12 protein-coding genes and 1 tRNA gene are annotated in these 12,368 nt (G+C 39.5%); 3 read left to right on the forward strand and 10 right to left on the reverse strand.

Translation table 11 applies throughout. The features are described from left to right. The first annotated feature begins 12 nt into the window (after window positions 1–12). Window positions 13–210, forward strand: a complete 198-nt coding sequence (locus A8B79_RS07690) for a PID-CTERM protein-sorting domain-containing protein (RefSeq protein WP_066220501.1) — start codon at window positions 13–15, stop codon at window positions 208–210. A 207-nt stretch (window positions 211–417) separates the two neighbouring features. Here the strand turns inward: A8B79_RS07690 and A8B79_RS16030 are convergent, their stop codons facing one another. The 8 genes from A8B79_RS16030 to A8B79_RS07730 all read right to left on the reverse strand — a co-directional run bounded on the left by A8B79_RS16030 (window position 418) and on the right by A8B79_RS07730 (window position 9,166). Then, a complete protein-coding gene (locus tag A8B79_RS16030) occupies window positions 418–675 on the reverse strand; it encodes a hypothetical protein (protein ID WP_153038390.1) in 258 nt (85 codons plus the stop codon). Between the two features lie 766 nt (window positions 676–1,441). After that, window positions 1,442–4,966, reverse strand: a complete 3,525-nt coding sequence (gene smc, locus A8B79_RS07700) for a chromosome segregation protein SMC (protein WP_066220506.1) — start codon at window positions 4,964–4,966, stop codon at window positions 1,442–1,444. Between the two features lie 103 nt (window positions 4,967–5,069). Continuing rightward, window positions 5,070–5,639: a ribosome recycling factor gene (gene frr, locus A8B79_RS07705; RefSeq protein ID WP_066220508.1), complete on the reverse strand. Its 570-nt coding sequence runs from the start codon at window positions 5,637–5,639 to the stop codon at window positions 5,070–5,072. Window positions 5,640–5,772: 133 nt separating this feature from the next. Further along, entirely contained in the window at window positions 5,773–6,171 is a 399-nt protein-coding gene (locus A8B79_RS07710; RefSeq protein ID WP_153038391.1) for a hypothetical protein, read from the reverse strand. 89 nt (window positions 6,172–6,260) lie between these two features. Further along, complete coding sequence (locus tag A8B79_RS07715) at window positions 6,261–6,758, reverse strand: hypothetical protein (RefSeq protein WP_066220515.1); 498 nt, start codon at window positions 6,756–6,758, stop codon at window positions 6,261–6,263. A 94-nt stretch (window positions 6,759–6,852) separates the two neighbouring features. Then, window positions 6,853–7,992: a DUF3179 domain-containing protein gene (locus A8B79_RS07720; protein WP_066220519.1), complete on the reverse strand. Its 1,140-nt coding sequence runs from the start codon at window positions 7,990–7,992 to the stop codon at window positions 6,853–6,855. Window positions 7,993–7,996: 4 nt separating this feature from the next. Next, window positions 7,997–8,959: a hypothetical protein gene (locus A8B79_RS07725; protein WP_066220522.1), complete on the reverse strand. Its 963-nt coding sequence runs from the start codon at window positions 8,957–8,959 to the stop codon at window positions 7,997–7,999. Window positions 8,960–9,092: 133 nt separating this feature from the next. After that, window positions 9,093–9,166: transfer RNA gene (locus A8B79_RS07730), tRNA-Pro, on the reverse strand. Window positions 9,167–9,270: 104 nt separating this feature from the next. Here A8B79_RS07730 and A8B79_RS07735 point away from each other — a divergent pair. Next, the gene (locus A8B79_RS07735; protein ID WP_066220525.1) at window positions 9,271–10,386 is read left to right on the forward strand and encodes a tyrosine-type recombinase/integrase; all 1,116 of its coding nucleotides are present in this window, start codon (window positions 9,271–9,273) and stop codon (window positions 10,384–10,386) included. Window positions 10,387–10,644: 258 nt separating this feature from the next. Further along, window positions 10,645–11,094, forward strand: coding sequence for a hypothetical protein (locus tag A8B79_RS07740; protein WP_066220526.1), 450 nt, complete (start codon window positions 10,645–10,647; stop codon window positions 11,092–11,094). A gap of 87 nt (window positions 11,095–11,181) precedes the next feature. On the opposite strand, the gene A8B79_RS07745 is transcribed toward A8B79_RS07740, so the two are convergent. Together A8B79_RS07745 and A8B79_RS07750 are read right to left on the reverse strand one after the other, a co-directional pair. Then, complete coding sequence (locus A8B79_RS07745) at window positions 11,182–11,760, reverse strand: DUF3251 domain-containing protein (protein ID WP_066220528.1); 579 nt, start codon at window positions 11,758–11,760, stop codon at window positions 11,182–11,184. A gap of 151 nt (window positions 11,761–11,911) precedes the next feature. After that, complete coding sequence (locus A8B79_RS07750; protein WP_066220531.1) at window positions 11,912–12,349, reverse strand: hypothetical protein; 438 nt, start codon at window positions 12,347–12,349, stop codon at window positions 11,912–11,914. Window positions 12,350–12,368 lie beyond the last annotated feature (19 nt).

Here is a 12,368-nt window from a genome sequence, read left to right on the forward strand (position 1 = left end):
AGCTATATCACTATGAAAAATTTATTACTCGTTTTACTCACAATCACAATCGCATTAATACTAACCTCACTTGCTATGGCGCAACCGGGCTTACCGGGCAATCCAGCTCAGGCTCCCATTGACGGCGGTCTAGGCTTGCTTGCAGCTGCAGGCGGAGCGTATGCTTACAAAAAGCTTAAAGGCCGTAACAGCGAAAGCGAAGACGTATAAACAAGATCATGCTCATTCACGAGCGTAGCGAAGTGATCTCCGAATCACTGCCCAATTTTTTAGCAGGGCAGATATTCACTGATTTACAACTGGTTCCGATGCTCTGCGTCGGAACCTTTTTTTTTGTTTGGGAATCTGTGGTTGTAGCCGTTCGGACTAAAGTCCTCTCTGGTGAACTTGATTGGGATCGTTGGTGGTGAGTTAGATTTACTCAGGTACACCAGCAAGGATTTCAATCCGCAGCGATTGAGGGAAGGTAATTACATAAACCGCAGAACCTGAAGGATCTGCTTGTTTAAAATCACGCAGCGAAATGTATGCTAGAAGGGCGTTCACGCCCGGCGGTAGGCAATAAATCAACATCCAATACTGAACATCCAATGTCCATTGTCGCTCATGTGACGTTCGTAACTGGATGTTGGGTGTTCCTTGTTCAACGTTGGATATTGAGTTAATTGATTTCAAGAGAGTCCTCTCTGGTGAACTTGATTGGGAATGTTCAATGTGATTTAGATTTTCTCAGGTACACCAGCCAGGGATTTTTCCCGCCGCGGTTGAGGGCAGGTAAATTGTAAGCCACAGAACCTGAAGGATCTGCTGGTTTAAAATCACGCAACGAAATGTAGGGCGTTCACGCCCGGCGGACGGGGTGGGTTAGAAATAGAGCCCGGAAGCCCAGAAAAAACTACCAGCCTTCACAAAGATCCCGAAACAAGTTCGGGATGACCCTATATATTTTACTGTTTAAAAACTGTTAACGAATTACCTGACATCTATAAGGATGACCTTCACATAGTGATCATTTAGAAAAAAGAAGCTTCGAACATAAGCTAGCATGGGCTTCAGCCCTGCGGGGATTAAGATGAGGAATTCTAATCACGAAAAGAATCCTTACATCCGTTCGGACTTTAATCCGCCGCGAATGAAAGCGGGTAATTACATAAACCGCAGAACCTGAAGGATCTGCTTGCTTAAAATCACTCAACGAAATTTATGCTAGAAGGGCGTTCACGCCCGGCGGACGGGCAGTAATTCAACATCCAATATTGAACATTCAATTTCCATTGTTACTCATGTGACGTTCGTAACTGGATGTTGGGTGTTCCTTGTTCAACGTTGGATATTGGGTTAATTAATTTCAAAAACGTCATCCATAAGCTAGCATGAGCTTCAGCCCTGCGGGTGTGTGGACGGGAATTAACTATGAAATAAGAATCTGGGAAATTACCCGTCAGGCAGCGTCTTCTACATCGTCCATTTTAACACCAACGAGTCTGCTTACACCGGTTTCAGGCATAGTAACTCCGTACATCATTTCGGCTTTACTCATGGTCTTTTTGTTATGAGTGATAATGATGAACTGGGTGTCATTGCTAAAGCTTTTGATCATTTGAGCAAAGCGTTCGATATTGGCATCATCAAGGGGTGCATCAACCTCATCTAGTACACAGAAAGGCGATGGTTTAACCAGATAAATCGCAAACAGCAAAGCAATAGCGGTTAACGTTTTTTCTCCACCGGAAAGCTGAGATATTCCCGATGGGCGTTTACCACGGGGTTGGGCCAGAATTTCAATTTTGGCTTCCAGCGGATCTTCCACGTTCTTTTCAATGATCAGGTCACAGTTGTCATCTTCAAAGAAAAGGGTTTTAAAAACTTCCTGAAAGTTGGTCCGGATCTTTTCAAAAGTAGTATTAAAGCGCTCTGTGGCAGTATCGTTTATTTCAGCGATGGTTTCCAAAAGCTGCTTTTCAGCTTTGTTGAGGTCGTCTATTTGCTCTTCATAGAAATCCAGACGCTCTTTTTCTTCCTTGTACTCGTCTATGGCAAGCGCGTTAACTTCACCGATGTTATTCAGTTTTTGACGAAGCCATCCTATTCGTTGTTTAACTTCATCGGTCGACATATCCTCCGGCATCTCACCTTCAACCTGCTTCATCAGAATACCATACGTTTCCCAAATATGATCCGTCAAAGCCTGGCTTTGGATTTCCATCTTTTCCTTAGCCATAGCAAGGTGATGAACGAGTTCCATGTTCACCTCTTTTCGCCGACGAACTTCTTTCAGTTCTTTTTCAAATTCATTGATCTTACCACGCTGGATGCTGGCAGCTTCTTCTGCTTTTTTAAGAGCTTCATCTGCTTCAACTTTCAACTCCTGGTTGTCAGAAAGCTCCTGTTCCAGTGATGTAATTTGCTGGCTATAGCTTTCAATCCGGGCTTTACTCTCTTCAGTCAGTTTAGTTCTGTTCTCAATTCTGGACTGAACACTGTTTATTCCGGTTTCAGCTCTGCGTACATCCCGCTCATGATTTTCAACTTTATTTTTCAGATCTTGATGTTGAAGTTGAGCATCATTATATCGGGTCTGTGCAATGCTTCTGTCCTCTTCAAGCGACTCCAAAAGATCTTTCTTCTGATTCTGCTTTTCGTCCAGTTCCAACATTTTGCTTTGTAGCTCTTTCTGCTTTGGCTGAATGGAATCCAGTTCTTCCTGAGCAGACCCCTCGTTTGTTTTCAGATGATCTTTTCTGTTAACAAGTTCACCAATATTCTTTTGATACACCTGAACTTTCGAACTCAGACTATGCTGCTGTTGCTCAAGCCGACGAACTTCCTGCTCTTTTTCTTTCAGATTCTGACTCAGGTTTGCGACGTCCAGCTTTTCATATTTCTCAACGATCTGCTTTAAGTAATCTTCCAGCTTGGTGATCTCTTTTGAAGTCTGAGCTTTTTCCTTTTCAAGCTTTTCGATCTTATCCTTTAACCCAACTCTTATCCCTGCATTTTTACTCTTACTACCGCTTTGAAAGAATCCGGATCTTGTGACCACTTCTCCGTCGTAGGTAACGCCAATGGAAGAGGAGTTTTTAATACCGGAATAGGCCTCTTCCACAGAGTCTGCGATCAACACATTTCCAAGTAATAGCTGTTTAAGCGCGGAATATTCTCTTTTGGATTTAACCTGATCGAACAAGCTCCCATCCTGAACTTCGTAAGTAGCAGCCAGCTGATCCAGAGGTATAAAAGTGGCACGACCTTTTTTGTTCTCTTTCAGAATTTTAGCAGCTCGCTGCGCTTCATCAAGAGTTTTGATCACAACATAATTCAGAACATCGCCCAAAGCTGCTTCCAGAGCAACGGCATGCTTTTCATCGGTATCAAAAATTTCAGAAACAGTAGTCAGGTCTTTGAACTCAAACCGATGTTTATCTATCAGGTATTTTACACTGCTTGGGAAAGCTTCATTTGAATTTGCAAGTTCATTCATCAGATTGATCTCAGATTCCAGAGAAGCATTTTTGCTTTGCAGAGTCCTTAGTTCATCTTTGATCTCATTCTGCTTTTCCGCAAAGCTTTCTCTTTTTTCCCTGGCGCTTTCCAATTCTACTTCAAGCTCGTCACGTTCTTCCGTTAGGGAATCAAGCTTGCCTTCGATCAGTTTCTGTTCGCCATTCAGGTTGTCAACTTCATCATTAAGATCCACGATCTCATCATCGATCCGCTCCAGATCCCCTTCGGTATTTTCCAGTCGGGATTCGATCTTAATTCGTTTTGTCTGAAGTTGATTTAATTCGTTGTTGGCTTCACTCAGCTGAACTTCAATTTCGTACAACTCGTGTCGTTCACGGTTATATTGCTGCTGAATTTGGGAATACTGTTTCTTTGATTCTTCCAGCGTATTAGAAGATTTTTCCAGATCGTCATCAAAAGATTCCAGCTTACTTCTGCTGTTTGAAAGCAAGTCCATCAACTCTTTTAAGTCGATCTCACCCTGCTCAATATCTTTAGAATATTCTTTGATCACCTTTTCTTCGTTCTGAATTTTTTCTTTGGTGATCCTGAGGGAGGTATCCGCTTCCCTGATAGCATTATGCAACTGGCTTACACGACGTTGAGCTTCTGCTTGCTGTCTTTCTTTTTCCTGAAGATTAGAACGAGCTTTTTCATCAGAGGACTCAAACTCTTCGGCTGCTGCCGTAATTTCCTTCTTTTCTTTTTCAGCGTTATTGATACGTTCCTGAAGAGGTTCCAGCTCTTCTTTTATTTTATTGAACTCGTGAAGAGTAAATCCTTTATCAAGAGATTCGAGTTCTACTTTATACTTCTTGGCTTTTTCTGCTTTCTCAGCTTGAATTTCCAGAGAACGTGCTTTTTTCCGAAGCTCGATCAAAAGGTCATCTACACGCTGAAGATCTTTTCTGGTTTCATCAAGTTTTCTGAGTGTTCGCTTTCGCTGATCTTTATAGCGGGTAACTCCGGCAGCCTCTTCAAACAAACGACGACGATCGTTGTTCTTATCATTCAGAATTTCTTCTACCATTTTAAGCTCGATTACAGAATAAGCATCCGAGCCCATTCCGGTATCCATGAAAAGCTCCATGATATCTTTTAAGCGGCAGGAAGTGTTGTTGATCAGATATTCGCTGTCACCCGAGCGATACAGGCGTCGAGTAATAGTTACTTCGCTGTATTCAATGGGAAGTATGCCTTTGTCATTAACAAAAGTCAGAGAGACCTCGGCCATTCCCAGAGCTTTCTTTTTAGCCGTCCCGTTAAAAATGACATTGCTCATTGCGGAAGAACGGAGCAGCGAAGGGCGTTGCTCACCAAGCACCCATCTTAAAGCATCAACGATATTGGATTTACCGCAACCATTTGGTCCTACGATGGATGTTATTCCGCTGTCAAAGCCCACTTTAGTTTTGTGAGCAAAGCTTTTAAATCCCTGTAAGTTTAGTTCGGATATATACATTTAGATCAAAATCACAAAACTCAAATTTCAAAATACAATTCTATAATTGTAATTTTGAACATTGTTTGTTGTGTATTATTTGAAATTTGTGCTTTGTAGTTGATTAGACAGTCATGATTTCACTTTCTTTTTGGGAAAGATAATCATCTACTTTTTTGATGTTACTGTCTGTAATTTTTTGGACCTCGTCCTCGGCTTCAAACTTAGAATCTTCCGGTAGGGAATCAGCTTCAACAGCTTTTTTAACTTCATCGTTAGCTTCTCTTCGGGAATTTCTGATACTGATCCTTGCTTGCTCGGCTTTGTCTCGTGCAACCTTTACTAACTCCGTTCTTCTTTCTTCGGTAAGTATTGGCAAAGGTATTCTGATAAAATCACCGTCATTCATAGGATTAAGTCCTAAACCGGCAGCCATTATAGCTTTTTCGATATCCTGAAGTGAAGATTTATCATACGGAGAAACCATAAGCATTCTCGGTTCCGGAACAGTGATATTTGCCAATTGTTGAAGAGGAGTTTGTGAGCCGTAATACTCAACTTTCACGCCCTCAACCAAAGCAGGATTAGCTTTCCCTGCACGGATATGAGAGAACTCTTTTTTCAAAAATGAAAAAGCTTCGTCCATTTTTAAATCTGCTTCATCAATAATGTCTTGTAATTCCTCTGGGATCATATCAAAATGTCTGGTTGAATATTATTAAGCCTGTTTAGCTTTGCGAAGTTACTAAAACTCATGGTTATTTATTAACAAAAAAAAGCCCCTCCGAAATCAATCAGAAAGGGCTTGGGGTACAAAGGGGTAAATTTTATAAATAAACGATAGTAGTTGTCACTGTACCGGTATACCGGCCGGCAAGTTTTTTATTTTCAGGTAGTGATCCGCTTATTGAAACCAAGCTTGTTCCGGAGCTAGTATCAGAAGTAATAAGGCTGTCTGTTTCGATTTGAAATGTTTCTCCGAGTGAGTTTGTAAGCATCGAATTTTCATCAACAGAGATAAAGACATCAGAACGAGGGGCAGTAGTAATAATAATTTCACCATCATGAATGGAAGATGCACGGTCAGTTAAATAGAGGTCAGAAATTTTTTCTGCATTAACGCCGCTGATTACCTTAACCGAAACAGTCATTATAGTGGTCTCCTGAGCGCGTAGACCAAGAGACAAAAACAGCATTAAGGGTAATAAAAAGAAGATTTTTTTCATTCGACAGTGATTGTTGAATCACTTATCGACAAATATTAGAAAATTTTAATATTAATTTTCTTTAATTTAAATAATGCGCTTGGAATTGCTTAAAGGCCGATTAGTTTTTTAAACCAAAGCTTTTTAGCTTTTTTTCTTAATGTCATAAGTTTTTCCCGTGATACAGATGCATTATTGAAATCAATGTGAAGAGCTTCAATTGTTTTATCGGGTTCTTTTACTCCCAATTTATTTAGAAAAGTAAAAAATCCGGCCCTTGTGTAATTCTTTCTGTTGTCATTAAGAAGGTTTAGCAAGTATTCCCATTTTTCAGGGCTTAGAGAATACTCAATTCCAAGGCCTTCTGCATCAGCAAGGTTCCCGCTGTTTAAGCAAAGTTCGAGTTGGTGTTCCAAGTTAGAAGGAAGAGGCTCGGGTCGTAATAACTTAGGACTATTTGATTTTTTTTTACCATATGGGAAAAAGCTTTTCCACAATTCTCCTGATTGTGGATCGTGATAATAAACCTCGAAAGTTTTGTCATTTTTTCGAAGGGGAATCATTTGATTGATTCTTTTCACTTGCTGATGATAATCTAAAACATACATAGGATTTCCTTTTTTTATTTATATCAAAAAGGAGTCAAAAAGTTCCCTGCACAGAGCTAAGGAATTGAAGGCTTGAAAGATAGAATCGAGTTATTTACTGTCCCGGATCAATTCTCCCGCATCGCACAACTTCCGGATAGATACATGTACCAACATCATATATATCTGCCCAGGCAAACCAATAGCCTGTAAAAGATCGGGTAGAATTTAAGCGTTCACCAAGTCGGGGTCCTGATACTGCACGTCCAAAAACATCCCACCTGTTTCCTTCATTGTCTTTCATAACGATCGGGAGAGAGTCCTGAACAGCTTTAAAGGTAAGAGTAGAATCACCAATATTAGCATAAAAACTTTCAGCAAATTCCATCTTTTTATTTCCTGCAACCACAATATCATAATCATGATATCTCTCATTGATAACGGTTACGGTATCCGTAAAATGACTTGTGGAATACACTCGTACGGGAGTTTCTTCTTCTAATGAGTTGTTGAAAACTATTCCATGAACCCTCTCTTTACTTGACAATCTTTGATCGATATTATTAGGGGGAAACACGAAATCTTTATCATTTGTGAGGTATCCCTTTCCATAAGCATAGTCTCTGTAACCGTTAGTACTGCCGGAGTTTGGCCTGAGAATATCAGCTTCCGGAAACATCTTGATCCAGGTTGACCATTTGGTTTCAATTACATCGATCATTTGAGTTTCTTTGCCACTCATTGTTCCTTTAACGCTCTTCATGAACATTTGAGACCACCGATTGTCTGTTTCTCTGTCGTAAAGGATCAGGTTGTTTCTAAAGAGAAGACCCGATACACCAAATTCAGTGGAAGTTCCTTCTATTTCAGCATTCCAAGCCATTCCGGTGCCGGTTAAAGGACAATAACTTAATACAAATGAAGTGTCACCGATCTTATCATTAACAATTTCATGCCAGTCCAGAACCTGATGTGGATATGCTCTTACTTCATTATCTATCAGGATGCCTACGACAAGCCGATCATCCACTATAAAATCAATTTCTTCTTTAGGAACAAAAAGCGGGTCATCAATAGAGGGTATTCCATCCTTTCCAACGCCTCCGTCCCGGATCTCATCTTTAGGTAACAGCCATCCATCATTATCTACAACTTCGTCGCCATCATCTCCGCCTGATAACGAAGTATTTCCATTGCATGCACTAAGAGTTAAGAGTGATGGTATGAGAATGATATAAGTGAAAAATGCTTTCATAATTCTAAAAAATTATGCGTGGGTTAAAGCTATAAAAAAGTGAAATATCAGCGGCGTATGAAGTAGTTGATTGTGTTCCGTTCAGGTTTTGATAAATGGGAAATTGACCGTTTAGCTGCAAAGAAATTCTGCTATTCAACTTATATGAAATGCCGGGAATGATGTACGCCCATTCACCACCCGTATTTGCTAAGCTTCGGTCATCAAGTTTGTGTGAAGTTGTATGCCTGTACTGAATCATAAAAGTGTATGAGAACTTCTTATAAAGTTCATTTCCCACTCCGAGAGTAGATACAAACTCATTGCCAAATTTATAGACATCTCCGGGTTGATCTGACCTGCTTGCCTCTCCTGTAATTTTATAAGAATTGGCCATAAAAGCGTTTAAAGATGTTTTAGGAGCAAATGTTTTTGATAAGTAAGACCACAAGAAACCATCCCAGGCTCCGGTTCCCGGCTGCATATCTGCATTTAACTGAATGCCGTTGGCTGTAAGATCAAAATCTCCAAACGGTGCTTTAAAACCTGTTCCAACCGCAAATTGATATTGGTTGTTATATGTATTCTGATGAACTACGTATTTAAGCATTATTAAAGCGTCGCCTACTCCATTCGTTGTTATTGTAGTAGGATTATTGTTTTGCAAGCCGGAGGTTCTTGTTTTGCTGATGAAGGAGAAAGTACCTGAAAGTGTAAACCTGTTCGTTAAGCCATAGTGTAATTCAAGCAAGCTGGATTTTGTATTTCTTTGAACGCTTTTTCTGTCCAGTTTTTGGGAGCCGTTGTATAATCCGTCGATCGCGTGATATTGATATTTTAAACCAACCAATAAATTTTTTTTAGCAGCTGAACTTATTGTTTGGGAGCTTAATAACGGAGCCCCTGCACACCCACAAGTTTGTGCTGTAACTTCATCAGCGCTCAGAAAAAATAATGCTACTATAAAGATCGAAAAATAACGCGTCATAAAGTTCTGAACATGTTAAACAGTATATCAATACAATAAAAGGAGATCAGCTTTGCCTCACAAAAGTGTAACATATAAGCCAATAAGATCAGTATTGCGGAGAAAAGAGAAACCTGATAATAAAAAAGATAAGTCGGGGCGACAGGATTTGAACCTGCGACCCCTCGGCCCCCAGCCGAGTGCGCTACCGGACTACGCCACGCCCCGATTTTGAAAGGCTAAAATACGGGCTTTGAAGGCGGTGTTCAATCTTATTTTTTTGTTTTTCTCGTGCACAAAATGGTAGTGACTGCTATTAAATTGCTATCGAGATGTCATCACTTATTAAGCAGCACGGACTCTACTACGTACAATTCTACAACAGTAAAAGAAGGCCTAAGAGAAGGCGAGTGCCGCTAAAAACAAGAACTAAACAAACTGCACTAAAACTTCAGCGTAAACTTGAAGATGAATTTGCTATCGGAACTTTTGATCCTTGGCTGGATGATACGATTTACATTGAAGGAGAGGAGATAAGCAAAGATTCTACTATCAAAGAAGCCTTGGATCATTATATCAAAGTAAAATCAAAGAAAGATTGGCGACCAAACACCGCAAAGAATGCTAAGTATGTGCTGGAAGATTTTGTAAGGAGGATGAGTAATGACCTTCCGGTCGGAGGAATTACAGAAGATCACTTCAACACTTTTCTTAATAGGAATGACATCAAGTATGAAACTAAACGATCCCACAAAAAGAAACTTAAGACCTTTCTGATCTGGCTACATGAGAATAATCTGGCTAAGCTGAATTCAAAGAAACTGCATGTGAATAATGATGGGGGTGAACAAGAAGAATCCATCAACTACTTCACTAAAGAAGACATTGAAAAGCTGACAAGCTATATCAGTGGCAAAGTGGCCAAAGATCTGCAAAAAGGTTTTCAGAAAAAGGAAACGAATGCTTTATGGCTGATCGATTTTATTCATTGGCAACGTTTATCCGGAATGAGACTTTCAGAAACATTGAACCTCAGAGCAAATGATATAAATACTGATACCTGGGAGATTACTATTGGAAATGCCCACTTCGTCACTAAGAGTAAAAAGAAGCAGGTACTTCCTATTCAAAGTGTAGAGCCATTGAAAGAAATAGCCCGAAGTAAGCTCGCTGAATGTAGATCTGAGGATGACAGGCTGTTTGGTCACTCTTGTAGAAGACATACCAACCGACTGTTCAATCGATATTTAAAGAAAGCATTACCCAATAAAATCTACCTGAACATTCACAGCCTACGACACACATGCTGTATAGAATTACTCCGCGCCGGAGTGCCTATTTACACAGTCCAGCGCTGGCTACGCCATGCAGACGTAAAGACCACTCAAAGATATGCGGATCTTCTGAATATGGATATTAGTGAACAGGTTGGCAGGGCTTTGAAATGAAGTTATTCTTTGGTTTGCTTTTTAAAAGCATTCCCGAGAGCAAGTAGTATTATTCCTAACTTTTTTCTGTTTCAATGTTGATATTATTTTCCATTACTACTATACTCGAATAGTGCCATTAGGCAGGCCTGCTCGTCCGTGCAAAGATCTTATCAGCCCTCAACTGGATTATACAACCTTAATATAAGTTTGTTCTCTAGACCAAAATTACGGACGGTAACAACTAGATAGCAGACTTAGTAATTAAAGGAGTATAGCATGTCACCTGTTGAATATTTCAAGCTTCAAGCGAAGAAACTTTTCAAGGATTATAAAACTAAAAGCAAAAAGGTCGACCAAGATCTTGGAATTACATATTATTTCTACTCACCGACTTATTACGATATCGACAGAATTTTCGGTGAGTATGATTGGGATGAAAAGAACTTTAGCCTAATGAAAGCTCAGCACCTCTTTGCACACATGCTCGGGTACAGGAAGTGGGGAGAATTAATAAATTCATCGGATGCTGAGCTCGAACTTGCAAAGCTCTTGTGGGAAAACCAGCATAAAATTGGTTTGGAGGACTGGAGCATGTATCTCATACGGGCGGAGGCTAGGAATAATAAAAGATTCGAAGCTCGAGAAAGACTAGAAATCTTTAGACAAGTTTTTGTTGAGGTCGATGGACATCGTAACCCATTTGGTGATTATAGACTAAAAATTTAAAACAAATAGATTCTAATTATCATATTGCTATTCCGTCACTTAGTCACTGGGATGGGCGAGACTGCCTGAAGGCATATTGAGCTTATATTAATTAGTACTTAACCGAATCCCTGAATGGTAAACTTCTCTGATTCTAACAAAACCCAAATTCTCAGGTCGAATACCTTCCAAGACTACATTTACATTATTCCAATATCCAGATTTCAAAGACTCACTCATTTTGAACTCGCGACTTTTTGCATTTTCATTATCAGGAGAACCAGTCTCGTCTACGCTTCCATATTCAATCTTCATATTTAGTCCATCAATTGCAGTATTTAAGATATTCCCCCACTTTAATGTTACTTGACTTCCATTTGCATATGGCCGAACATTTTCCAAACTAACTGTTAATACACCTAGATCGGATTTAATTGTAGAGTAACCACTTGAACCAGGATTTAAATATGCAATCTTATCAAGGTTTTCAAAAAGCTCTCGGTTATATTTATCCCTATTAAGCTTCCAGACTTCGGAGTTTAAGTAGATTATTTGTTCTCCGAGTGTTGATAGAGAATCCTCTAGAATAGTTATTCGATTTTCGAATTTAGAAAACCGTTCTTGTGAATCACAAGAAATTGAAAATATTAAAATAAGAAAACCATAGAAAATAGTTTGAATTTTCATTGGAACGTACCTCCTTATATTTCTATGCCTGCTGACCTTGGGCTAAGCAGCACAGGTCTCAGTTTTTGTTGAAGTAACTGAATAATTTTATTGCACACAAGTTTTCCAGCGAACCCTAAAGCCGAGTCGTGTTATAATTTTTAATATTATTCTATCTATGCCATGGAGGACTTTTTAAATATTTATCCTCATAAATTTGTTTCAACTGGCCCTCTACTTTAGTAGGGATATCTTTCTGATTATTATCCCATGTTACCCACCAGTAGATCTTAATCTTATCAATATTTTGCTTATTCATTTGATTGGGAAAAGCTTTTTTGCGGCCTATTTTCCCAAATTTAGGATGATGACCATTTACTAAACGATCTTTCATCCCTCCAAGTCCTGATTTCCGAACCGACATCACGCCATTTCTAAACTGACCGCTTGAACCAATATAAAGTAGGATTTCATTATCGTCTTCAACTTGATAGATCAAATAAACTCCGTTCTGGTTTGTTGGCGCATTACATTTACTCTCCAATATTTCATTAGGACTAAAAGTGAATGAACCCTTATTGTTGTATCGTGCTAATATATTATCAAACATACTTATCTTATACAGTAGA

Source organism: Balneola sp. EhC07 (genome assembly GCF_001650905.1).
Lineage (GTDB): Bacteria > Bacteroidota > Rhodothermia > Balneolales > Balneolaceae > Balneola.

Bases quoted from the DNA above. Each gene is read 5' to 3' on its own strand.
- A8B79_RS07690 (WP_066220501.1), top strand. From the start codon at position 13: ATGAAAAATTTATTACTCGTTTTACTCACAATCACAATCGCATTAATA.
- smc (WP_066220506.1), bottom strand. From the start codon at position 4,966: ATGTATATATCCGAACTAAACTTACAGGGATTTAAAAGCTTTGCTCAC.
- frr (WP_066220508.1), bottom strand. From the start codon at position 5,639: ATGATCCCAGAGGAATTACAAGACATTATTGATGAAGCAGATTTAAAA.
- A8B79_RS07710 (WP_153038391.1), bottom strand. From the start codon at position 6,171: ATGAAAAAAATCTTCTTTTTATTACCCTTAATGCTGTTTTTGTCTCTT.
- A8B79_RS07715 (WP_066220515.1), bottom strand. From the start codon at position 6,758: ATGTATGTTTTAGATTATCATCAGCAAGTGAAAAGAATCAATCAAATG.
- A8B79_RS07720 (WP_066220519.1), bottom strand. From the start codon at position 7,992: ATGAAAGCATTTTTCACTTATATCATTCTCATACCATCACTCTTAACT.
- A8B79_RS07725 (WP_066220522.1), bottom strand. From the start codon at position 8,959: ATGACGCGTTATTTTTCGATCTTTATAGTAGCATTATTTTTTCTGAGC.
- A8B79_RS07735 (WP_066220525.1), top strand. From the start codon at position 9,271: ATGTCATCACTTATTAAGCAGCACGGACTCTACTACGTACAATTCTAC.
- A8B79_RS07740 (WP_066220526.1), top strand. From the start codon at position 10,645: ATGTCACCTGTTGAATATTTCAAGCTTCAAGCGAAGAAACTTTTCAAG.
- A8B79_RS07745 (WP_066220528.1), bottom strand. From the start codon at position 11,760: ATGAAAATTCAAACTATTTTCTATGGTTTTCTTATTTTAATATTTTCA.
- A8B79_RS07750 (WP_066220531.1), bottom strand. From the start codon at position 12,349: ATGTTTGATAATATATTAGCACGATACAACAATAAGGGTTCATTCACT.